At 44.0% G+C, this 21,817-nt stretch carries 29 protein-coding genes and 1 pseudogene; 23 read left to right on the forward strand and 7 right to left on the reverse strand.

The genetic code is table 11. The features are described 5' to 3' along the window. Positions 1-119: 119 nt before the first annotated feature. Positions 120-218, reverse strand: a pseudogene (locus tag F6K53_RS45685) (four helix bundle protein); the annotation flags it as partial. Between the two features lie 174 nt (positions 219-392). Between F6K53_RS45685 and F6K53_RS02645 the strand changes: the two are divergent. The 3 genes from F6K53_RS02645 to F6K53_RS02655 are packed head-to-tail and all read left to right on the forward strand — an operon-like array spanning position 393 to position 2,786. Continuing rightward, a complete protein-coding gene (locus F6K53_RS02645; RefSeq protein ID WP_293068269.1) occupies positions 393-2,009 on the forward strand; it encodes a radical SAM protein in 1,617 nt (538 codons plus the stop codon). A 5-nt stretch (positions 2,010-2,014) separates the two neighbouring features. Next, the gene (locus F6K53_RS02650; protein WP_293068271.1) at positions 2,015-2,173 is read left to right on the forward strand and encodes a hypothetical protein; all 159 of its coding nucleotides are present in this window, start codon (positions 2,015-2,017) and stop codon (positions 2,171-2,173) included. After that, entirely contained in the window at positions 2,166-2,786 is a 621-nt protein-coding gene (locus tag F6K53_RS02655; protein ID WP_293068273.1) for a class I SAM-dependent methyltransferase, read from the forward strand. The genes F6K53_RS02650 and F6K53_RS02655 overlap by 8 nt, the downstream gene beginning before the upstream one ends. Before the next feature lie 134 nt (positions 2,787-2,920). On the opposite strand, the gene F6K53_RS02660 is transcribed toward F6K53_RS02655, so the two are convergent. Together F6K53_RS02660 and F6K53_RS02665 are read right to left on the reverse strand one after the other, a co-directional pair. Beyond that, complete coding sequence (locus F6K53_RS02660) at positions 2,921-3,529, reverse strand: CDP-alcohol phosphatidyltransferase family protein (protein WP_293019955.1); 609 nt, start codon at positions 3,527-3,529, stop codon at positions 2,921-2,923. A gap of 431 nt (positions 3,530-3,960) precedes the next feature. Continuing rightward, a complete protein-coding gene (locus F6K53_RS02665; protein ID WP_293046509.1) occupies positions 3,961-4,122 on the reverse strand; it encodes a hypothetical protein in 162 nt (53 codons plus the stop codon). Positions 4,123-4,145: 23 nt separating this feature from the next. Between F6K53_RS02665 and F6K53_RS02670 the strand changes: the two genes are divergently transcribed. The 14 genes from F6K53_RS02670 (at position 4,146) to F6K53_RS02735 (ending at position 11,653) form a co-directional block, all read left to right on the forward strand. Then, a complete protein-coding gene (locus F6K53_RS02670; protein WP_293046512.1) occupies positions 4,146-4,439 on the forward strand; it encodes a hypothetical protein in 294 nt (97 codons plus the stop codon). A 42-nt stretch (positions 4,440-4,481) separates the two neighbouring features. After that, positions 4,482-4,661, forward strand: a complete 180-nt coding sequence (locus tag F6K53_RS02675) for a hypothetical protein (RefSeq protein WP_293019951.1) — start codon at positions 4,482-4,484, stop codon at positions 4,659-4,661. 258 nt (positions 4,662-4,919) lie between these two features. Next, on the forward strand, positions 4,920-5,204 hold the full coding sequence (locus F6K53_RS02680) for a hypothetical protein (RefSeq protein ID WP_293068276.1): 285 nt from the start codon (positions 4,920-4,922) through the stop codon (positions 5,202-5,204). A gap of 13 nt (positions 5,205-5,217) precedes the next feature. Continuing rightward, positions 5,218-5,574, forward strand: coding sequence for an SH3 domain-containing protein (locus tag F6K53_RS02685; RefSeq protein WP_293019947.1), 357 nt, complete (start codon positions 5,218-5,220; stop codon positions 5,572-5,574). Positions 5,575-5,680: 106 nt separating this feature from the next. Further along, a complete protein-coding gene (locus tag F6K53_RS02690; RefSeq protein WP_293046518.1) occupies positions 5,681-5,854 on the forward strand; it encodes a hypothetical protein in 174 nt (57 codons plus the stop codon). 318 nt (positions 5,855-6,172) lie between these two features. After that, a complete protein-coding gene (locus F6K53_RS02695) occupies positions 6,173-6,517 on the forward strand; it encodes a hypothetical protein (protein WP_293046521.1) in 345 nt (114 codons plus the stop codon). A gap of 1 nt (position 6,518) precedes the next feature. After that, the gene (locus F6K53_RS02700; protein ID WP_293068279.1) at positions 6,519-8,159 is read left to right on the forward strand and encodes a S8 family serine peptidase; all 1,641 of its coding nucleotides are present in this window, start codon (positions 6,519-6,521) and stop codon (positions 8,157-8,159) included. Positions 8,160-8,536: 377 nt separating this feature from the next. After that, the gene (locus F6K53_RS02705; protein ID WP_293046527.1) at positions 8,537-8,710 is read left to right on the forward strand and encodes a hypothetical protein; all 174 of its coding nucleotides are present in this window, start codon (positions 8,537-8,539) and stop codon (positions 8,708-8,710) included. Positions 8,711-8,964: 254 nt separating this feature from the next. Then, positions 8,965-9,138 carry a hypothetical protein gene (locus F6K53_RS02710; protein WP_293046529.1) on the forward strand — a complete coding sequence of 58 codons (174 nt, stop codon included), beginning with the start codon at positions 8,965-8,967 and terminating at the stop codon, positions 9,136-9,138. Between the two features lie 241 nt (positions 9,139-9,379). Then, on the forward strand, positions 9,380-9,553 hold the full coding sequence (locus F6K53_RS02715) for a hypothetical protein (protein ID WP_293046527.1): 174 nt from the start codon (positions 9,380-9,382) through the stop codon (positions 9,551-9,553). 241 nt (positions 9,554-9,794) lie between these two features. Beyond that, entirely contained in the window at positions 9,795-9,968 is a 174-nt protein-coding gene (locus F6K53_RS02720) for a hypothetical protein (protein ID WP_293046527.1), read from the forward strand. Between the two features lie 321 nt (positions 9,969-10,289). After that, positions 10,290-10,433 carry a hypothetical protein gene (locus F6K53_RS02725; protein ID WP_293068281.1) on the forward strand — a complete coding sequence of 48 codons (144 nt, stop codon included), beginning with the start codon at positions 10,290-10,292 and terminating at the stop codon, positions 10,431-10,433. A 127-nt stretch (positions 10,434-10,560) separates the two neighbouring features. Next, complete coding sequence (locus tag F6K53_RS02730) at positions 10,561-11,301, forward strand: hypothetical protein (RefSeq protein WP_293019934.1); 741 nt, start codon at positions 10,561-10,563, stop codon at positions 11,299-11,301. Between the two features lie 58 nt (positions 11,302-11,359). Further along, positions 11,360-11,653 (forward strand): hypothetical protein, encoded by a 294-nt coding sequence (locus tag F6K53_RS02735; protein WP_293068283.1) that lies wholly within the window; start codon positions 11,360-11,362, stop codon positions 11,651-11,653. On the opposite strand, the gene F6K53_RS02740 is transcribed toward F6K53_RS02735, so the two are convergent. Then, positions 11,643-13,028 carry an aldehyde dehydrogenase gene (locus F6K53_RS02740; RefSeq protein ID WP_293068285.1) on the reverse strand — a complete coding sequence of 462 codons (1,386 nt, stop codon included), beginning with the start codon at positions 13,026-13,028 and terminating at the stop codon, positions 11,643-11,645. The two genes, F6K53_RS02735 and F6K53_RS02740, sit on opposite strands and share 11 nt — an antisense overlap. Positions 13,029-13,310: 282 nt before the next feature. Here F6K53_RS02740 and F6K53_RS02745 point away from each other — a divergent pair, with 282 nt between their 5' ends. After that, entirely contained in the window at positions 13,311-14,987 is a 1,677-nt protein-coding gene (locus F6K53_RS02745; RefSeq protein WP_293019928.1) for an iron ABC transporter permease, read from the forward strand. Positions 14,988-15,327: 340 nt separating this feature from the next. On the opposite strand, the gene F6K53_RS02750 is transcribed toward F6K53_RS02745, so the two are convergent. Beyond that, entirely contained in the window at positions 15,328-16,383 is a 1,056-nt protein-coding gene (locus tag F6K53_RS02750) for a Fe(3+) ABC transporter substrate-binding protein (protein ID WP_293046137.1), read from the reverse strand. A gap of 463 nt (positions 16,384-16,846) precedes the next feature. After that, positions 16,847-17,047 carry a hypothetical protein gene (locus F6K53_RS02755; protein ID WP_293079827.1) on the reverse strand — a complete coding sequence of 67 codons (201 nt, stop codon included), beginning with the start codon at positions 17,045-17,047 and terminating at the stop codon, positions 16,847-16,849. Positions 17,048-17,313: 266 nt separating this feature from the next. On the opposite strand from F6K53_RS02755, the gene F6K53_RS02760 reads away from it, so the two are divergent. After that, positions 17,314-17,487, forward strand: a complete 174-nt coding sequence (locus tag F6K53_RS02760; RefSeq protein WP_293043017.1) for a hypothetical protein — start codon at positions 17,314-17,316, stop codon at positions 17,485-17,487. Positions 17,488-17,963: 476 nt separating this feature from the next. Here F6K53_RS02760 and F6K53_RS02765 read toward each other — a convergent pair whose 3' ends face one another. After that, positions 17,964-18,920 carry a F510_1955 family glycosylhydrolase gene (locus F6K53_RS02765; protein ID WP_293065892.1) on the reverse strand — a complete coding sequence of 319 codons (957 nt, stop codon included), beginning with the start codon at positions 18,918-18,920 and terminating at the stop codon, positions 17,964-17,966. Between the two features lie 81 nt (positions 18,921-19,001). Between F6K53_RS02765 and F6K53_RS02770 the strand changes: the two genes are divergently transcribed. The 4 genes from F6K53_RS02770 (at position 19,002) to F6K53_RS02785 (ending at position 21,482) form a co-directional block, all read left to right on the forward strand. Further along, on the forward strand, positions 19,002-19,238 hold the full coding sequence (locus F6K53_RS02770; protein WP_293065894.1) for a hypothetical protein: 237 nt from the start codon (positions 19,002-19,004) through the stop codon (positions 19,236-19,238). Between the two features lie 124 nt (positions 19,239-19,362). Then, complete coding sequence (locus tag F6K53_RS02775) at positions 19,363-19,653, forward strand: type II toxin-antitoxin system RelE/ParE family toxin (RefSeq protein WP_293053070.1); 291 nt, start codon at positions 19,363-19,365, stop codon at positions 19,651-19,653. Positions 19,654-19,662: 9 nt separating this feature from the next. Then, positions 19,663-19,950: an addiction module antidote protein gene (locus F6K53_RS02780; protein ID WP_293065897.1), complete on the forward strand. Its 288-nt coding sequence runs from the start codon at positions 19,663-19,665 to the stop codon at positions 19,948-19,950. A 212-nt stretch (positions 19,951-20,162) separates the two neighbouring features. Further along, positions 20,163-21,482, forward strand: coding sequence for a cytochrome P450 (locus F6K53_RS02785; RefSeq protein ID WP_293065900.1), 1,320 nt, complete (start codon positions 20,163-20,165; stop codon positions 21,480-21,482). The last annotated feature ends 335 nt before the right edge of the window (positions 21,483-21,817 follow it).

A 21,817-nucleotide genomic window follows, 5' to 3' on the forward strand; every position in this document is an offset into this window, starting at 1 on the left:
CTAAAATCCGGATTTCTACGTACTAGGTAAGCATTCAGCTATCAGCATTCAGCTATCAGCTTTTGAATAAAACAGGTAAGCATTCGGATAATGCTGAGTTACCTCTGCTGGGATGGGATTCATAGTCTTTGGCTAATAGTTAAGTTAAGATCTTCTGCCAGTAACAGGTGATCTTCAAGTTCACTGGCTGAACCCATAGCAATTTGAAGGAAACGGGCTAGTTCGGCAACTCCGTTGCCTTAAGCATTAAGCTAACTGCTGACAGCTGACGGCACCTCAAGTAGCACCATCTGTAGCGCATATGCTTACTCATGAACCAAAGCATAATGGAAATAATAAAATAAACGTTATTTTTTGCTATTGTTCAACATGATTCGTCAACTTTAAACCCTGTGGTATTTTCCTCCGAGCGTCTTCTGTTTACACCAGCCACTCCTGACTCCAATGCCATTCCTACTATCTTTGCCTTTCCTAATCAATACAACGTCGGTATTACTAGTCTTGGCTATCAGATAGTGTGGGCATCTTTAGCCTTGCGCCCTGACCTAATGGTCAGCCGCTTATTCACCGATTACCATGAGCCATTACCGAGACAGCCAGAATTACTAGGTTATTCTATATCATGGGAATTGGATTATGTCAATATCTTAGCGGGATTGGAATTTTTGGAGATACCCCTATACTCAGCACAACGAGACTCTAGCCATCCCCTAGTGTTTGGTGGCGGTCCCGTGTTAACGGCTAATCCAGAACCCTTTGCTGACTTCTTTGATGTGATTTTGCTCGGAGATGGGGAAATCCTGCTAGATAATTTTATCGATGCTTATCAAGAGGTTCGCACTGCTGAACGTAATACTCAATTGCAGCATCTGGCTCAAGTCCCTGGAGTTTATATACCCAGTCTATATCAGGTAACCTACCATGACCTAACGAGTGCGATCGCATCCATTCAACCAGTGTCTGATCAGATTCCTGCCACGGTATCTAAACAGACCTATCGGGGCAATACCCTGTCTGCTTCCACAGTGGTCACCGAAAAAGCCGCTTGGGAAAACATCTACATGGTAGAAGTGGTGCGCAGTTGTCCAGAGATGTGTCGTTTCTGTCTGGCCAGTTACCTGACGTTACCATTTCGTACTCCTAGCGCTATCGATTCGTTGATTCCAGCTATAGAAAGGGGATTAAAGGTAACAGACCGGATTGGCTTACTGGGAGCATCCGTCACCCAGCATCCCGAGTTTGATGTTTTGTTAGATTACCTAAATCAGCCACAATACAACCATGTGCGCTTGAGTCTTGCTTCAGTGCGAACCAATACAGTTACCGAAAAGCTAGCCCAAACCCTAACTAAACGGAACACCCGTTCCATTACGATTGCAGTGGAAAGTGGCTCACAACGGTTGCGCGAGATTATTAATAAGAAACTCACCAATGACCAAATTATCCAGGCAGCAGTCAATGCTAAAGCAGGGGGATTAAAACGTCTGAAACTCTACGGGATGGTAGGAGTTCCCGGAGAGGAAATAGCAGATGTTGAAGAAACTGTAGCGATGATGGAACAGATTAAGAAAGCAGCCCCCGGTCTAGGCTTAACCCTCGGTTGCTCCACCTTTGTTCCCAAAGCTCATACACCCTTTCAGTGGTTTGGTGTCAATCCCCAAGCCCAGAAGCGCCTCAAGTTGTTGCAGAAAAAATTGCGATCGCAAGCCATAGACTTTCGACCAGAAAGCTACAACTGGTCAGTAATTCAAGCACTGATTTCCCGAGGGGATCGTCGCTTATCCCAACTCTTAGAACTAACCAGGCATTATGGGGATTCCCTAGGCAGTTTCCGCCGTGCCTTTAAACAATTGCGAGGACAGTTACCTGAACTAGACTTCTACGTCTATACCGACTGGTCAACAGAGCAAGTCTTGCCTTGGAGTCATCTGCTTGGGCCACTTCCTATGGCCACCTTGCTTAAGCACTTAGGTGCTGCGACAGCCCTGGGGGTAGGGAATGGGGAATAGGGCGTGTGGGAAGTGTGTGGTGTCAGTTATTTTATTTGATAGGATATCTATTTGATCCGAAGTTCGCTATTCCCTACTCCCTACTCCCTACTCCCTACTCCCTACTCCCTACTCCCTGTTCCCTTTACTATTTATTACTGTTACTAATTACAACCTATGCTTGAGATATTCAATGAAATACAGAATACATGGCAGGATCTAGTCCTACCTGTAGATAAAAGTAAAGATTGTTGGACAGTTAGCCAACAATTCCGTGATCATGTAAAACAATTTTTCCCGAAAAAAAAATCTACTTTATTAGAGGTGGGATGTTACAAGGGCTTGACCGCAAAGCACCTAGCTGATCACTTCACTCAATATCTGGGTTTAGATGTTAACGATAGGTACCTGAGAGTAGCAAGACTAAACAATCTTTTGAATTTTAATGTAAAATTCAAAAGATTTGATGTGTATAATTCTGATTGGAATGAGTTAACCTTTCCTGCTGATGTGGTTTTAATAGATGCACGTCACAAATACGAGTATATCAAACAAGATATTGATAACTGTTTAAAGCGATTTAAGAATGCATTGATCATTTTTGATGATTACGGAGCATGGGAAAGCGTCTTTAGGGCAGTTAATGAAGCGATCGATGAAGGTAAGTTAGAGGTAGTTAAAGAAATTGGAGTTGAGAAAGGCCAGCAACTGTGGCCAGATCAGAATAATCCATACTCTTACACACATTTTGGATCAGAAGGATTGATTTGCCGTAGTAGTAGAGCGGTTTTCAATTAGGTTAGGTTTTGAGGGAGTAGGGAGTAGGGAGTAGGGAGTAGGGAGCAGGGAACGACGACTGTTCCGAAGATTCCTGCTCCCTAAAACCTAGGATTAAATTACCTCACTCGTCCTGAGAACTGCTATATTATTCTTCAGCCAATCTTCTCCTGAATTTTTAATTTTGCAATCAAGGTTTGGCGTAAGTTGAATGCATGGAAGATGCTTAAAATATCACATTGCCACTCAGGCAAGAGCAACGTCATCCCAATCTCTTCTAAACTATTGAGCAGACAAAGGGCGATTGCGAACCACAGGGTTTTAGCATAGTCAAAACCAAATAATCCCACCGTGGCCACCAGTAGCGTTAACCCCCATATTTTCGCAGTGTAGGTATGGAAGCTAGGGAATTTTCTGAACTTGATTAGACTGATTGTGAACAAAGTAACTTGGGCAGCGATCGCTAACAATAAAGGGATTTGGAAATCTTTGATAACCTTGGGGTATACCAAGCAGGTGCTAATGGCAACGCACAAGTATAGACAGATATCTGCCCAACTATCTGCTTGACGAAGTTGGACTGTACTAACCTTTAATCGACGAGCAATGATGCCATCAAAAATGTCTGACAGTACGGCAATGATATAACCAATAATAAACCAATAGCTGATGTTACGATCCAGGGCATCTAAAAGGAGTAAGGGAGCAATTGCAAAGCGAATCCTAACTAGAAGGCTAGGAATATGTACTAGTTTGATCATCATCCTAAATTTGCTACCTCTAATTTTTACATTAAGACTCTAGGGAACCTAGTATCTATAACACGCCCTTATTGCCCACTAATTATGATTGGGCGCTGGCTTGATACTCCCTTATAAAGTATTAGCAGCACAGTTTACTCACAATAGGATCATAGACCAATTTCTCAATTGTCTGTACTAGCAAAGTGTTAACTATGGAAAAATAAGGTTTTATTTCCGTCAGCTTTAGAACTGCTGATCAACTGGCACTGTCTCCAATTACTCCAACTGTTATTTCGGTTTTACTACTAAATCAGAACCGTTGATGATTGAAGAAAAGAAATGAAAAAAGCAATGTTCTGATTAGCTACAGCTGCTGCAATTGCCGCTATTTCAGAGCATCGCGTTACTTTTGAGAGGGTAATCATGGGTACGCTTTACTGTGGAAAGGGTAATCATGGGATCACATTCCAGTTGACAGGGGAATTATGCGTTCGCGTAGCGGCTCTTTGCTGAGCATCGCGTAGCGGCTCTTTGCTGAGCATCGCATTCCAGTTGACAGGGGAATTATGCGTTCGCGTAGCGGCTCTTTGCTGAGCATCGTGTAGCAGATCCATTGGAGTTACCCCAGCCAAGCTGCGTGACCAAAGCAAAACGGATTCAACCGTGTCTAGCAAAGTGCGAGAGCTACTCGATTTTTGGCATTGCTGAGGGGCGGAATGAATATGAGTGGGGTGGGCATCCTGCCCGCGCGAAAATGAAACGGGCAAGATGCCCGTTCCACGGCAAGATGCCCGTTCCACGGCAAGATGCCCGTTCCACGGCAAGATGCCCGTTCCACAAAACTATTAAAATCATTCCATTATTAAGCAACGCCCAAAAAAAAGGTACCCTCAAGGGTACTGTGAAGCCAGAGTTAGATCTGACATTCTAGAAATGTGTTGATTGAAATGAATTGCACCAAGAGGTAAACCCCATGGCTTACAAATACCATAAACCCTGTGTGTTCCAAGTTCCGATCAAATTAGAAGTACCCATTGTTCTCGACATCGCTGTCGCTGCTAAGCGCAAGTGTTTTGACAAATATGAGGAAATGGAGCTCGAAGAGGCCGAAGGTAGCGAAACTACTGAGTCACCCGAACCCGTTGGCACTTAGTACCTTTAGGAATATTTGACAGGAATCTCTGACGGCTGGCTTTGAAGTAGCTCATAGTAATTAATCCCTGAAACCCCCCTAGGCTGATCAAGCCAGGGGTTTTTTTTACCAGTCTCCTGCTGATATAGCGCTACGCGCAAGGGCATTGGCAAGAGGCATGCATGCTAGAGTTAATCAAGTAGCGATGCAGCATGGTTTTAGCGGTTTCCACTGCAGTTGCTCATCTCCCCATCTCCCCATTCCCCTCCTGGGAGGGGAATGGGGTGGGTCCCCATCTCCCCATCTCCCCATCTCCCCATCTCCCCACACTCCCTACTCCCTATTCCCTACTCCCTATTCCCTACTCCCTACTCCCTATTCCCTATTCCCCGCCCACAAGACCAGCATAGACCAGTTTCTCAACTGTCTGTACTAGCAACAGTGTTAACTATGGAAAAATCAGGTTTTATTGGTGTCAGCTTTAGGACTACTAATAAACTGACACTGTTTCCAATCACTCCAACTGTTATTTCTATTTTACTAGTAAATAAGAAACGTCGATGATTGGAGAAAACAAATGAAAAAAGCAATCTTATTCCTAGCTACAGCTGCTGCAATTACCGTCCCGACAACTGAGGCTTTTGCTCAGCATACTTTTCCTAGTGAGCGTTCCCACTGTCTAGCCACCCTAACTGCTAACAACCCCAATTCTCGGATCACCTTACGTTCTGGAGCAGGAACTAATTATAGAAGCTTGGGTTATGGTTTAGTGGGTGATAATGTCTACGTCCTGACAGCAACTCCTCCAGAGCCAGATTACAAAATAGACAGCTTTGGCTATGGTTGGCACAGAGTAGGTTTTCCAGTAAGTGGAGCCAAAGGATGGATTCGCGACGATTTACTCAAGGTCGAATGTGCTCCCATTAATGATTAAGTAGGTCTATAGGGAAAAAAGGTACCCTCAAGGGTACTGTGAAGCCAGAGTTAGATTTGACATTATATAAATGTATTGAAATTAATTAAAGCAAGAGGTAAACCCCATGGCTTACAAATACGATAAACCCTGTGTGTTCCAAGTTCCGATCAAATTAGAAGTACCCATTGTGCTCGACCTAGCTGTAGGTGCTAAGCGTAAGTGCTTTACTAAATATGAGGAAATGGAAATCGAAGAGAACGGAGCGGTTACTGAGCCAGCTGAACCCGTTAGCACTTAATCTCTTTAGCAATCTTTAACAGGAAGATCTGGGCATAAATTAATTCCTATATCTCCTCTCTATCCAGGGTAAGCGCATCTTGTTGGGTAACCGGGGGTAGTTCTCAATAAACCCGGCCTTGTCTTGATGCAGTCGCTCATGGGGGAAACCCCCTTTGGCGGCGCTGCATCGCTATTGTGCTTATTGACAATAAATTGCCTATATATAGTGTTCATTGAATTCAATAAAAACTATATATAGGAATAAAAAAATTAGATGTGTTTACCCTGTTCTAGCTGTAGGGATTATAAAAATAAAAGTACAAGAGCTGTTGTTCGTATGTTCTACTTGGAATATTCAGTTTTTGCTCACTTAGAGACAGTTCAAGTAGCTTGCCACTTGAATGTCAACCAAGCTAGAAAAATGCGTTACTTAATTACACTCAATCTACCGCCTCCTAACAATTCTTTGGAGTTCGTGAAGCAACTAGATGGAATCAAAGACTTAGAGATTGATGAAGATTATGGTCTAATTCTCATAAGTCCGAAGCGGGATTTGTATGTCATCCGTGTATCGGGTGACATGGATTCTCAAAAACTGATAGCAATACAACCGTTAGTCAAGGGAGTTCACGGTGATATAAAAATAGCTCCCACAGAATCTCAAGAAGAAGAGGATAAATAACATGCGTGTGTTAATTCAGATGCGATTTATGCCGGAACTCCGTGCTGCAATGACTGCCGAGAGTTTCACTATGACAACAGAGGCTGTTTCTATTGATGGCTTTTCACTGGATCAAAGTTATACACCTGTTTTGGTGCCTAATCGACAAAGACGAGAAGAGGTTGGAGTCACAGAAGTGGGACGACTATTTTCCTTTGATGCTCGCCCTGAAGTTTCCACTTATCTGTTAAGAGGTGAGGTGGCAGATGAGGCACTAGAGCCTTTAATAGCGGCAGTTGAACAAGACCCTAATGCGATTGGTGTGTTTTCAGATCCACGAATTAGTGCGATCGCTATTTGTCCAACTGCTTCAGTGGGAACCCATCGAAATGTGGAGAATTTACTGCAATTTCCACAACTTCAAGCAAAAGGAATGGATGGGTCTAACGTAATGGTGGCGATCGTTGATAGCGGAGTCAATCTATCCCATCTAAACAGTAAGGGTAAAACACCTCAATTCGATGGGAGCAAAAGCTGGACTCCAGTATCTGGACTTACCCCAGGTAATATGCCTGTCGGTCATGGAACAATGTGTGCCTTTGATGTCTGCATTGCTGCGCCAAACAGCACTCTTCTCGACTATGCCCTTCTCCGATCGCAGACACCAGGTGGCTCGCTAATGGATGGGTTTTTGAGTGATGCTGTCAAAGCTTTCAGTAACTTGCTGCAAATACTCTCAACAGCCCCAGAACCTAAACCAGCTTTGGTAGTTAATAATAGTTGGGCAATGTTTCATCCCTCTTGGGACTTTCCGGTGGGCCATCCTGGCAATTACAGTGATAATCCCAATCATCCCTTTAACATCATTGTTGAAAGTTTAGAGGATGCTGGTGCTGATATTCTTTTTGCTGCTGGTAATTGTGGTGCAGAATGTCCTGATGGAAGATGCCAAGGCGTTACTAACAGACCCATTTATGGTGCGAATTCTCATCCAAGTGTCCTTAGCATTGCTGGGGTGACAGTTAATAAAGAGCGAGTTGGCTATTCTAGTCAGGGACCAGGACATCTCGACTCTCAAAAACCCGATCTTTGTGCCTATACTCATTTTGTTGGCTCAGGAGTTTATCCAGCAGATATTGGCACTTCAGCAGCTTGTCCTGTTGCGGCTGGTGTTGTAGCATCGATTCGGACGAAGTATCCGCCTTCGGTTCTCTCTCCCGCTGAACTTCGTCAACTGTTGCGCCGAACTGCCGAAGATTTGGGTGTGGCAGGTTTTGACTACGATCATGGGTTTGGGCTGATCGATGTTCCAGCCATCCTCAATGCCCTAGAGCGGATAGAAATACCGGAATTACAAATAGGAGAGGCGGTTTCAGGGCATTTAAAGCAGACTGGCGATTCTAGCTTATATCGGGTGAGGGTCGGCACCTCATTGAGCCTTGAGCTAGATGGACCCGATGGTGTAGATTTCGATCTCTATGTCAGAAAGGCATTGCAGCCAACTATCAGTGAGTTCGACTATCGTGGGTATACCAGTTTACCTGACGAGAAAATTAGTATCCGACCTTCAGAACCAGGTGAATATTTTGTTATGGTTCGTTCTTTTCGTGGAGCAGGAGATTTTTCTCTGAAAGCTAGTGTGGAATCCATCTTGAACGTGTAGGTGTTTGAGTAACAACTGTACCTGAAGGGGCGACGAAACAGGCTGAAATACTTGGTATCTAACGCTATAGCATTTTTCAATTGGGTGAGGTACAAAGTTCTAGGTTTTAGGGAGTAGGTAGATTCTTATCATCCCTTGTGTCAAGCCTGATTGAGATGCTCTTACCTTGCCTCTATATCCTCCATTCTGACCTCAGGATGGAGGAGTTTTTATTTATTCGTTAAGCGATAATAATCCCCACCAATACCGAGGCTAAGTTATGCCATCTTATTATCAGCTGCTAAAAAGGTACCCTCAAGGGTACTGTCAAGCCAGGGTTAGATTTGACATTATATAAATGTGTTGATTGAAATTAATTACAGCAAGAGGTAAAACCCATGGCTTACAAATACCATAAACCCTGTGTGTTCCAAGTTCCCATCAAATTAGAAGTACCCATTGTGCTCGATCTAGCTGTAGGTGCTAAGCGTAAGTGCTTTACTAAATATGAGGAAATGGAAATCGAAGAGAACGGAGCGGCTACTGAGCCAGCTGAACCCGTTAGCACTTAGTCTGTTTAGGAATCTTTAACAGCTGGCTTTGAAATTTTGGGCATAAATTAATTCCTATCTCTCCTCTGTTTCCTCCCTCCTGAGCTCAGGATGGAGGAGTTTTATTGTAGAGCTTAACCTATAATCACCCCTAAGTTATGGGAGACTATCATCAGTTGAAAAAAGGTACCCTCAAGGGTACTGCCAAGCCAGGGTTAGATTTGACATTATATAAATGTGTTGATTGAAATTAATTACAGCAAGAGGTAAAACCCATGGCTTACAAATACCATAAACCCTGTGTGTTCCAAGTTCCGATCAAATTAGAAGTGCCCATTGTGCTCGATCTCGCTGTAGGTGCTAAGCGTAAGTGCTTTAGTAAATATGAGGAAATGGAAATCGAAGAGAACGGAGCGGCTACTGAGCCAGCTGAACCCGTTAGCACTTAATCTCTTTAGCAATCTTTAACAGGAAGATCTGGGCATAAATTAAGTCCTATCTCTCCTCTATATCCTCCATTCTGAACTCAGGATGGAGGAGTTTTTATGGTTAACCGATAATCACAGCTAAGTTAGGCTATCTTATTATCAGTCAAAAAAAGGTACCCTCAAGGGTACTGCCAAGCCAGAGGATTATTTGACATTATATAAATGTGTTGATTGAAATTAATTACAGCAAGAGGTAAAACCCATGGCTTACAAATACCATAAACCCTGTGTGTTCCAAGTTCCCATCAAATTAGAAGTACCCATTGTGCTCGATCTCGCTGTAGGTGCTAAGCGTAAGTGCTTTACTAAATATGAGGAAATGGAAATCGAAGAGAACGGAGCGGCTACTGAGCCAGCTGAACCCGTTAGCACTTAATCTCTTTAGCAATCTTTAACAGGAAGATCTGGGCATAAATTAATTCCTATATCTCCTCTTTAGCCTCCATTCTGAGCTCAGGATGGAGGAGTTTTTATGGTTAACCGATAATCACAGCTAAGTTATGGGAGACTATCATCAGTTGAAAAAAGGTACCCTCAAGGGTACTGCCAAGCCAGAGGATTATTTGACATTATATAAATGTGTTGATTGAAATTAATTACAGCAAGAGGTAAAACCCATGGCTTACAAATACCATAAACCCTGTGTGTTCCAAGTTCCCATCAAATTAGAAGTACCCATTGTGCTCGATCTCGCTGTAGGTGCTAAGCGTAAGTGCTTTACTAAATATGAGGAAATGGAAATCGAAGAGAACGGAGCAGCTACTGAGCCAGCCGAACCCGTTAGCACTTAATCCCCTTAGGAATCTTTGACAGGAATTTTTAACGGCTGGCTTTGAATTAGTTCATAGAAATTAGTTCCTCGAATCCCCCTAGGCTTATCAAGTCAGGGGGTTTTTCTTAACCAGTCTCCTGCTGATAACCATAACATTTATATCAAGTCTGGTTGAATAGCCATAATTAAGGAGAGGGTGGGGAGGGTGGGAGGTCTGGGGAGATGGGGAGATGGGGAGATAGGGAGATTTTTATTAAGGGTAATTATCCTGACATGATATTACAAATAGAGCAGGACTCTACATAGGTAAAAGTGACCAGCTATCAAAAAGTTCATACTCATGAGGTACATAATTTTTTCCACTATCACCCCCTTTACCGCGCCCGAAATTACCACTCCAAAAACTTTTAAACCTAATCCCTGCTCCCTACTCCCTGCTCCCTACTCCCTGCTCCCTACTCCCCCAAATTTTGTATCTCACTAAACTGAAACATGCTATAATAAACGTTAACTAAAAGGTACCCTTAAGGGTACCGCAACCTGTTAGTAAATTATGAGACCATTGGGAGAGATTAAGACTACCTGCTAAACTACCTGATGGAGGGCAAATCATGCCTGACGAAAATATCCACGAATCCTCTTACAACTGTGAATTTGAGATTCCGGTCAATTTTTTAGTTCCCTTCTCATTCAAGCCCACATTTGCTCCACAAAAGTGTACTTTCCAACTTTGCAATCACCCTGGTGCTAGTGCCAGTCCGCCACCCTATGGCTTGCGTCTTGATGGACTGCTCACTGGTAATGCCAGAGATATCTATACCTTTGATTTTGAGTACGAGGGGGCAGAAGTATTCCTCGACTACACCAGCACAGGTGAGATCCACATCTACGGAAAAGCCTTCGGTGGACAAAAAGAAGGGAAGAATTACAAAAAAGGGACAACTGACTACTGGGATATCGACTTTAGCTACAAGATTGTGGGACATAAAGACAACGATGCCTATGTCACGGAGAAAGCCTATGGCAAGTACAACATTGGCATGGGTAAGGGGACAATCAAGTCTAAGAAGTTCAAGTCCTTTGATTTAGTAGACTACTTCGGTAAACATCAATACTCCTTCCGGTTTGGTGATGATACGGAGCACCGGGGCTATAAAGGTATCTCTGGCTGGGGCTGGCTGAATCATAGTGGTGCCAAAGATGGTATCTATGAGCACCTAGATTACTCTGACTGGCTATTCGTTGCTAAAATTCCTAAACTATCCATGGCTAAATGGAAGATGATCTGCTGGAGTGGCTTAGCCAGTGGAGTCTGGTGTGAGGATGAGCCTAAGAAGTCCGATGATGATTAGGGATTAATTATAGCGCCGCGCCCAGTGTGGGGAGATAGGGAGATGGGGAGATGGGGAGATGGGGAGTGTGGGAAGTGTGGGAAGTGTGGGGAGATGGGGAGATGAAGAGATGGGGAGATGGGGAGATGGGGAGATGAAGAGATGGGGAGATGGGGAGATCAGCAACTGGCTCCCCAAGACGGCGGTACCTTCCGACTCCCGACTCCCTACTCCCGACTCCCGACTCCCGACTCCCGACTCCCGACTCCCGACTCCCGACTCCCGACTCCCTACTCCCGACTCCCTACTCCCGACTCCCGACTCCCTACTCCCTACTCCCTACTCCCTAAAACCAATAATAACTAACCACTAATAAATTTCTTGATCTGTTCCAGTTTGTCTTTGTAGGGAGCATAGCGCAACTGCAAATCCAGCCAGAAGGACTTCTTCAGCACGCTTTTTTGGTGAGAAAAGGTATCAAAACCAGCTTTCCCATGATAAGCACCCATGCCACTATCACCAACCCCACCAAATGGTAGGGAAGGAACATTTAGATGCATAACTGTTTCATTCAAGCAAACACCACCAGCAGAGGTCTGTTGCAAAACCTGCTGTTGCTTTGCTTTGTCTCTGGAGAAAAAATATAGCGCTAATGGTTTTGGTCTTTGGTTAACTATCCCAATCGCTTCATCTAAATTACTGTATTCAATCACAGGTAGAATCGGACCAAAGATTTCCTCTTCCATCACTTTATCCTCTAAGGAAATATTGTCGATGACCGTGGGAGCAATATAGCGGTCTTCTGGATTAGTTTGTCCACCAATTATGATCTCACCATCCTTGAGTAAGGTACTTAAACGGTGATAATGCTTATCACTGATAATCCGAGCATAATCTGGACTTTTGGCGGGATCGTCTCCATAAAATTTATGGATACAGGCTTTGATTTGTTCGAGTAAATCAGATTTAATCTCCCGATTGACCAGCAGATAGTCTGGTGCAACGCAGGTTTGACCGGCATTGAGAAACTTACCCCAAACAATTCGTTTTGCTGTAGTCTCTATCGGCACATCTGTCTCCACAATGCAGGGACTTTTACCCCCCAACTCTAGGGTGACTGGGGTTAGGTGTTTGGCAGCAGCAGTCATGATAATCTTGCCAACTTGGGTGCTGCCGGTGAACAAGATATGGTCGAATTTTTCTGCTAACAGTTCCTGACTGGTTTCTACTCCCCCTTGCACTACAGCAATATAGCCAGGGTCAAAGTTTTTCTGGATAATCTCTGCGATCGCACCAGAGGTGTGAGGGGAGATTTCAGAGGGTTTGATCACGCAACAGTTTCCGGCTGCGATCGCACCCACTAAAGGAGCAATGGCTAGAGCAAATGGATAGTTCCAGGGACTGATAATCAGTACTACTCCCAAGGGTTCGGGATAAATTTGACCCGAGCCTGGAAAATTTGCCATTGAGACCGGGACTCTTTTGGGCTTGACCCAGGATTTAATATGCTTGAGGGTGTGATCAATTTCCTGCACCAGGATAATTTCGGTAGCATAAGATTCAAATTCCGCCTTGTGCAGGTCGGCTTTCAAGCCTTCTAAAATGGCAGCATCATTTTCTAAAATAACTTCCTTGAGGCGCTTGAGTTGGGCGATCCGGAATGCCACATCTTTGGTTTTACCGGTGCTGAAAAAATTGCGCTGCTGAGCCAAAATATCTTTGACTTGACTGGTTTGTAGTTCAAGCATCTTAAAATTTAACCCCTGAACGGAAAAAAAAAATCATTTTCTTCTGGTTCAAGGTTAGCAATTATTTGATAGGATAGTTTATTGCTAAATACTTGCAAGAGTTTAGCGTAGGGTGGGTTAGGCGGGGAGTACTTTAAAAGCTCACCTTTGAAGAGAGCTGTCCGCCGTAACCCACCAATATTAAGCAACTCATCGCTGTCTATACATTGACTGTATAAACAGCCTCTGAGTTCAGCTCCTTGAAAACATTCCTCAAAACAATCATTTGCCTGAAAACTCCCGATGCCACTAAAAATTTCAGCACTATTGAGCGGTAACAAACCATGGCATCGTCTGGGTTTGCCTGGTTGGACAGTCTCGGTAATTGCGATCGCACTCCTAATTTGCGCACCAGTCCTATTTGTGCTGGGCAGTATGTTCTCCGATTCTTCAGAAGTATGGACTCATTTAGTCTCCACTGTCTTAGGCAGTTACATTGTCAACTCCCTGTGGTTAATCCTAGGTGTAAGTAGTGGAGTCTTAATCCTTGGGGTTTCAACAGCATGGCTAGTAACCATGTGTCGCTTCTGGGGAAGCCGGGTGTTTGAATGGGCGCTACTACTGCCTCTGGCAGCACCAGCCTATTTACTTGCCTATACTTACACCAATATGCTGGACTTTTTTGGACCCGTACAGACCTGGCTGCGGCAGCTGTTTGGCTGGACTAGCGTGCAGGATTATTGGTTTCCCAATGTCCGGTCTCTGTGGGGTGCGATCGCCATGTTGTCTTTGGTGCTCTATCCCTACGTTTACCTAATCACCAGGGTAGCTTTCCTAGAGCAATCCGTCCGTACCCTAGAAGCTGCTCGTTCCCTCGGATGCACCCCTTGGCGTGGCTTCTTCACCGTGGCTCTACCCCTAGCTAGACCAGCGATCATGGCAGGTTTGGCCTTAGCACTGATGGAAACCCTCAGCGACTTTGGGACAGTAGAGTATTTCGGTGTCAGTACCTTCACGACAGGGATATATCGTACCTGGTTAGGAATGGGTGAGAGGTCAGCTGCTGCTCAACTAGCCGCCTGTTTGCTACTATTCATAATTGTTTTAATTCTACTAGAACGCTGGTCTCGTAAGCAATCTCGCTATTATGAGACTGGCAGTAGTTACCAACGAATCAAGCCATTTTCACTAACTGGGGGCCGAGGCATACTGGCGCTGTTAGCCTGTTTCCTTCCCATTGCTCTTGGATTTTTAGCACCCGCAGCATTTTTGCTGCACATGACCATTAAAAATGCCGAGGAAACCTTAGATGATAATTTTTGGCAGCTAGCTACAAATAGTTTACTATTAGCCATTACAACAGCTGCGATTGCCATGGTCTTAGCATTAGTCATGGCTTATGGGCAACGTCTAGTGCCCAAACTAGGGATGCGCTTAGCAGTACGCACTGCTGCCATGGGTTATGCTATCCCTGGTTCAGTGATTGCAGTTGGTGTCTTAATGCCCTTAGGTCAGTTGGATAATACCATTGACAGCTGGATGCGGGCAACCTTTGGCCTATCCACCGGTTTACTTTTCAGTGGCACCATCATTGCTTTAGTATACGCCTATCTTGTGCGCTTCCTAGCAATTTCATTCAATACCGTTGAATCCAGCCTAGGTAAGATTAAGCCTAGTTTAGATGATGCCTCTCGCAGTCTCGGTTATGGTCCTACGCTTACCCTAATTAAAGTTCACGCCCCATTAATGTGGGGAGGATTGTTGACAGCAGCGATGTTGGTGTTTGTGGATGTGATGAAAGAGTTACCAGCAACTCTGATCATGCGACCTTTTAATTTTGATACCCTGGCAGTAAGAGTTTACCAGTATGCCTCCGATGAACGATTAATACAGGCATCAGCACCAGCCTTAGCGATTGTTTTAGTAGGGATTATTCCAGTAATTTTATTGAGTTTAAAGATTGCTAAATCTCAGGGATAATAATGCAGAATGAAGAATTAAGAATGAAGAATGGAGAAGGCAGAATGAAGAATGGAGAATGGAGAAGGCAGAATGAAGAATGGAGAATGGAGAAGGCAGAATGAAGAATGGAGAATGAAGAAGGCAGAATTCTAAATTATAAATTATAAATTATAAATTATAAATTATAAATTATAAATTATAAATTATAAATTCTTAATTCTTAATTCTTCATGGTGTTGGATTCAAAAAAAAGGTAATAGGGAACAGAGAAAAGAGGAGTTTTTGCTTTCTGCGCGCTACTCCCCACTCCCTACTCCCTACTCCCTAATACGACAGTACTTCACCTAATTTACAACTGTTATACCCAACCAGCAATATCCATCAGTTGAACTGCTGTAGCACTATTAGGTCCATATTGGGAAACACTGGTTGGATCTTCCTTGAAGGGAAAACCAAAGCCCGCAAGTACCGGATCAATCGGTGTTCCAGGAACCACTGGATATTCGCTATTAGCTTGAGCAAAGAAGGTCTGAGCCGTAGGGCTGGTTAGATATTCTAAGAATTTGATAGCATTTCCTGGATTAGGAGCTGTTTTCACCAAGCCGCCACCACTGATATTAATGTGGGCACCCCGGTTTTGCTGATTTGGGAAAAATACACCAACTTTCTTGAATATCCCCTGCTTGGCAGGGTCATCGGATTTAATATAGCGAGGTAGATAATAAGTATTTGCGATCGCAATATCCGCAATCCCAGCAGCAACCGCTTCAATTTGGGCTCGATCATTACCCTGAGGCTTGCGAGCAAAGTTACCCACAAAGCTCTCGACCCATGATTTTACTGCTGGTACACCCAGGCTGGCAATCAGTGACGCAACCAGAGATTGATTATAGACGTTGCTTGATGAGCGGATAGCAATGCGACCTTGCCATTTGGGATCAGCCAGATTTTCGTAAGTTGACAGATCCGCAGGGTTGACTCTGTTTTTATTATACATAATCACCCGCGCTCGCTTAGTGAACCCAAACCAGTGATTTTGAGGGTGTCGCAGGTTAGCGGGAATCTTGGCGTTGAGTTCCGATGAATTAACCGGGGCAAAAATACCAGCCTGGTCAGCTTTCCACAGACGACCAGCGTCAACAGTGATTAAGACATCAGCTGGGCTATTCGCCCCCTCACTTTTAATCCGTTCTATTAATGGATTTGCTTTCCCCTCAATCAGATTCACTTCAATACCAGTGATGCGGGTGAAGTTGTCGTACAAGTCATCATCGGTCTTGTAGTGACGAGAGGAGTAGACATTGACTACCTCATTCTGGGCGGCTGCTCTACGAGGTTTACCCAGTTCACCCAAGGTGTAAGCCGCCATGGCTGTACCACCTGCTAGTAAGATATTTCTTCTATTGATGTTCATCAGCAACTACTACTTTCTCTCCTTAGGATTGTCGCTAAACTTATGCAGTAGGTATGGTAATCCAGCACCTGAGTTACCATACCTACTGCTATCGAAATAAATTATCGATTAGTTTGGGAATTTTGTAAACTACCTTAGACGGTCGAATGCCAGATAAATCCTTTCAATTACCTGATTTGACTATATACTTGACCCTATAGTAGATGATTAGGTCAGTGTGTAGAAGAGGAACTTTACTCATTATAATAGAATATTTTTAATGGCTTATCAGAAATTTATCCAAAAATTTTTCAGAGGAATAGAGCTGAAAGTTATAGCGCTGCACCCAGGAGGGAACTTCCGCCCTTAGGAAACAGGGACTGAAAAACCTTTTCAGATAAAGGGTTTAGCAATTCTTCGTGCCTGAAATTTGGCAACACCCTTACCAGCATTACTACAATTGATAAGATTTAGCGGCTACTGACTACTGAGCGAGTCGGGAGTCGGGAATCGGGAGTCGGGAGTCGGGAGTCGGGAGTCGGGAGTCGGGAGTCGGGAGTCGGGAGTCGGGAGTCGGGAGTCGGGAGTCGGGAGTCGGGAGTCGGGAGTCGGGAGTCGGGAGTCGGGAGTCGGGAGTCGGGAAGAGAAAATAGTCGTTAATTTTCAGGTGGGCAGTGCCTAGCAACCTGCATTGCCAGCTTGGTGAATCTGTCTGCGACCCTGCCCACCCTACAGGAACTTTAAACCCAGAATTTTTGGTAATAGGGAACAGCGGATCTGGGAACAGGGAACAAAATTATCACAATTACTACACGGATTGCTATTAGCCTTTTAAGGCAAAATGCAAAATGCAAAATGCCATGCTCAAGAGTGGTTTAAGCGATGCATCGCTTAGTCTATTAATCCTATGTTTACATCTCAAATAAAAATGCTATAGCGTTTTTCCTAGCTATGAGGTACACAGAATTTTTGCCCTATTCCCTATTCCCTGTTCCCTATTCCCTGTTCCCTATTCCCTACCTATTTCGTGAGCGCTGCCCTATAACCCGTCGCCGAGTCTGGAACCACATAGAAATACCTGTAATTGCTAAGGTTAATAAACCAAAGGCATTGAGAAAGGGATAAATCATTTGTAAGTTAATGGCACCAAATTTTCCTTTGTGCAGATCCAAAAGCCAAATAAATTCACTACTTTTATCAGTAATAACTGCCACCTGAAACAAGGAACCTGTAATCACAGTCAACAACACTGGCAAGACCATAATTGGGGCAAACCAAGCGTGCAATTGACGTAAACGGAATCTCTTAATAGCCATAGTAATTATCAATTATCAGGGCACTTTAAGTACAAATAAATATCTATCTTGGTTTTAGGGAGCAGGGATCAGGGAGCAGGGAGCAGGGAGCAGGGAATAGGCAAGAGGCAAGAGGCAATAGGGAAAAAATAATGTGTAGGTCATAGCTATGATAAACGCTATCTAATAGTAATATAATAGTAATCTAAATTCTAGAGAGTAGCTCAATGAATTGTGATAATTTTTGATTCCCTACTCCCTACTCCCTACTCCCTACTCCCTACTCCCTTTGTTATAGTAATAGTATTAGAATAATGGTTGCCAAGTTTTGCCGCTATCTTTAGATTGTAAAATTCCATTCTGATCATTAGCAGCGTATAAAAAATCGGGATTAGACGGGGCGATCGCCATATACAAAAATAAGTCTCCAGTTTCTGCGCTTATGGCTTCCCAAGTCCTACCCCCATCGGTACTTTTAAAGAATCCTCCGGAATCTTCTGAAAGGATGTGAAATCCATAAATTACTGTTTTTTCTGCTTCGGATTTCAGAGCCAGACTAGCAACGAGGGACTCTTGAGAATTGGGGACTAAAATCCAGCTTTTTCCACCATCCCTACTCTCAAATAATCCCAGAGTTGTAGCGGCAAACACGTGCTCAGGATTGCGCGGGTCAACTACTAAGTTATGGGGATTATCCTCCAGTCCCTGCGCTGGTAATTGATTCCAGGTTTTGCCACCATCCTTTGAAACCAACAAGCCTTGTTTTCCAGAAACCGCCCATCCATAAATTACTTTGGGGTTAGCTGGTGCGATCGCTAACGTCAAAAAGTCTACTCCGAGCAGGGATTGGAGCTGCCAATGTTGCCCTTGATTGTAGCTAGTCAGAAAACCGAGCTTGCCTCCTGATGGTGGATGTAAGCTAGCATAAAAGCGTCCGCTATCCTTGGGATGAGCCACAAAGCTGGTGAAATTAGAACGAGTTTTGCCAACTTGCAGCCATTTCCCTGCTTCAGAACGCTGGAGTAACCCATGATGGGTGGCTACGTAGAGAATTTCTGGATTCTCTGGACTGACAGCCATAGCGTGAATATTAGTTTTCTGCCACCACTTCTCAGGAGCATCACTAAGAATAACGTTATTCTTAGTGACATCATTGGTCACTCCTGTTATGGTTGACTGAGTGATATTGGTTTTAATTGTGGTGGGTTGACAACCCATCACCGTAATAGCGACAATACTGTAAATAAACCAATTTTTAACCATATCGTTTATCTCTACATTCATCTATACATCAATTGCTTGATTGAAGCGGGTACAAGTGGCCCTACCACCAGTAATCCTAAGATGAATTCTCCCAATCCCAGGGTTGGACTGGTAATTTCAGTTCTGGTAGTTAACGTTTTACTATCCACTGTTGCTGCTTCGGAAACTGTAGCGGTTGCCACAGGAATAATTATTGATACTGATACCGATTCTAGACCAAGCTGGTTTGATGGTGATGGCGTAGTTGCTGCTCCTGGGGTTTGTTTAGCTATGGTTGTTGCTGATAATCTCCGGTTTGGGCAAGCAAAGGTTCTTTAATGTATTATAGGTCTGGTGTATAACTCCATTATTTGGGAGTTGTCGGTCAGGAGTGGCGAGCTACAATATCTTAAAATATTAGTTAGACATTCCTTGTCTTTCTGTATCCCTTAGGATACAAGCCATGATCGAAATCCGGCAGACCGAAGCTTATTCCAAGTGGTTCAGTGGCTTGCGCGATCGACAAGCAAGGGCACGTATTGATATTCGTATTCGTCGTTTGTCGATGGGCAACCCCGGTGATGTGAAACCAGTGGGAAGAGGAGTTTCGGAACTACGTATTGACTATGGACCTGGCTACCGAGTGTATTTCTTGCAGCGCGGGAGTACCTTGATAATCCTCCTTGCAGGTGGTGACAAGCGCACCCAAGACCGGGATATCAAGACAGCCCTAGATCTAGCACAAAAGTTATAGGAGATGGTGATGACCAACATCAAAACCCATCCTTGGGATGTGGCAGAACATCTGGAGACCAAAGAAGATATGGCTGCCTATCTCGAAGCTGCTCTTGAAGATGGCGATCCTGCCTTGGTGGTGGCTGCTCTAGGAGATATTGCTCGTTCCAAAGCAATGACACAAATTGCTCACGAAACCGGTCTCGGACATGAGAGTCTTGATCAGGCGTTGTTGATGGAAGGTAATCTAAAGTTAGCCACTTTTCTCAAGGTAATACAGGCACTTGGTCTACGGTTGCGGGCTACTCCGATATGAAGTATTGCATTTTTGTTGTTGTGTCTTTTGACTAACTTAGAACGTTTCTTCCTAAACCAATTGGTTACCAAGTTACTCAGAAAAGATTTCAAAATTAATAATCATATCCAGTAGGGATTTCAAAATAAGATGGGTTTCCCCTGGATCAGGCAAGAGATAATAAGTCTTGACCCTGCAGCTTGCTTATTTCCATGGAAACCACTACTCAAGATATGCGTTCGCTTCCATTGCCCCCTGGTAACGTCTGTTTACCCATTATCGGTGAGACCATCAGCTTTTTAACCGATCGAAATTTCCACAAAAAGCGGTTAGACAAGTATGGGCGCATCTACAAAACCCACATTTTTGGTAGTCCTACGGTGACGATGACTACTGCAGAAGCGAATCAATTTCTGTTTACTAACGAAAATAAGTATGTTGCTGCTAGCTGGCCCAAAAGCACAGCAACCTTACTTGGAGCCGCCTCACTAACCAACCAAACTGGAGAATTCTACCAGAAGCGCCGCAAATTAATGTCCCAGGCGTTTCAACCGAGAGCATTAGCTAGTTATATTCCCACCATGGCCAACATTACTAGCAACTATCTGCAGAAATGGGAACAGATGGGAAGCTTAACCTGGTATCCTCAACTGCGAGACTATACCTTTGATATCGCTAGTACCTTGCTGATGGGAACTGATGCAGGTTCCCAAACCGCTCTGGCTCAACTATTTAAGAACTTTTGTCAGGGATTGTTCACTATTCCGATCTCTCTACCTTGGACAAGATTTGGTAAAGCCTTGGGTGCTCGTCAAGGATTGCTGACCCATATCGAAACCATTGTCCGACAGCGACAGCAACAGAAAAATCCCGGAAAGGACGCCTTGGGACTATTGTTACAAGCTGAGGATGACGAGGGGAATTCCTTAAGTTTAGATGACATCCAAGACCAAGTAATTCTGTTGTTGTTTGCAGGTCACGAAACCTTAACCTCTGCGATCGCATCTTTTTGTCTGTTGACAGCGCAGCATCCAGATGTTCTTGCCCATCTCCGTGCTGAACAACAGCAGTTTTCTGCTTCAGAACCCCTAACCATGGAACATCTCAAGCAGATGACCTATCTAGAGCAAGTTCTCAAAGAAGTGCTGCGCATAATTCCTCCGGTTAGTGGTATTTTTCGGAGGGTTATTCAGTCTTTTGAATTTAACGGTTACTTGATTCCTCAAGGTTGGACTATACTGTGCCAAATTACCGAAACCCACAAAAATGAGGAAATTTATCAATATCATCAACGCTTTGACCCAGATCGGTTTGGCCTAGATAGGAAAGAAGATAAACAAAAAACTTTTGGATATATCCCCTTTGGGGGTGGTTTACGGGAATGTTTAGGCAGGGAGTTTGCCAAATTAGAAATGAGGATTTTCGCGGCTCAATTGCTCCGGGATTATGACTGGAAACTAGTGCCAGGTCAAGATTTAGAAATGGTGGTGATTCCAACTCCCCATCCCCGGGATGAACTTAAGGTTAAGTTTAGTCGTAGAGTAAACTCTTAAGGTAAGCATATGCGCTACGCGCACGCTACGCGAACAGACGTGAGCTTTTAGCTCACGCTACTTGAGGTGCCATCAACCGTCAGCTTATTTTTTTCAAAAACTATTCCCGTAGCGTAGCCACAGGCCAAAGGCTGATATCGCGGCGCTACGGGAAAGGCAAGAGGCATGCATGCTAGAGGCAAAAGTTGATGGCAACAGCTTTTGCTGGTTGTATAAATCTCAAACACCTGAATCGGTAGTGCTATATCATCCTTAAGTTAAGCTTAAATCTCAAGTTGTTTAGGGTTTATTTGGTAGAGTAATTCACTATTAGTGCTTAAAAATGGCTAGTCTTC

The organism is Moorena sp. SIO4A1, assembly GCF_010672065.1.
Lineage (GTDB): Bacteria > Cyanobacteriota > Cyanobacteriia > Cyanobacteriales > Coleofasciculaceae > Moorena.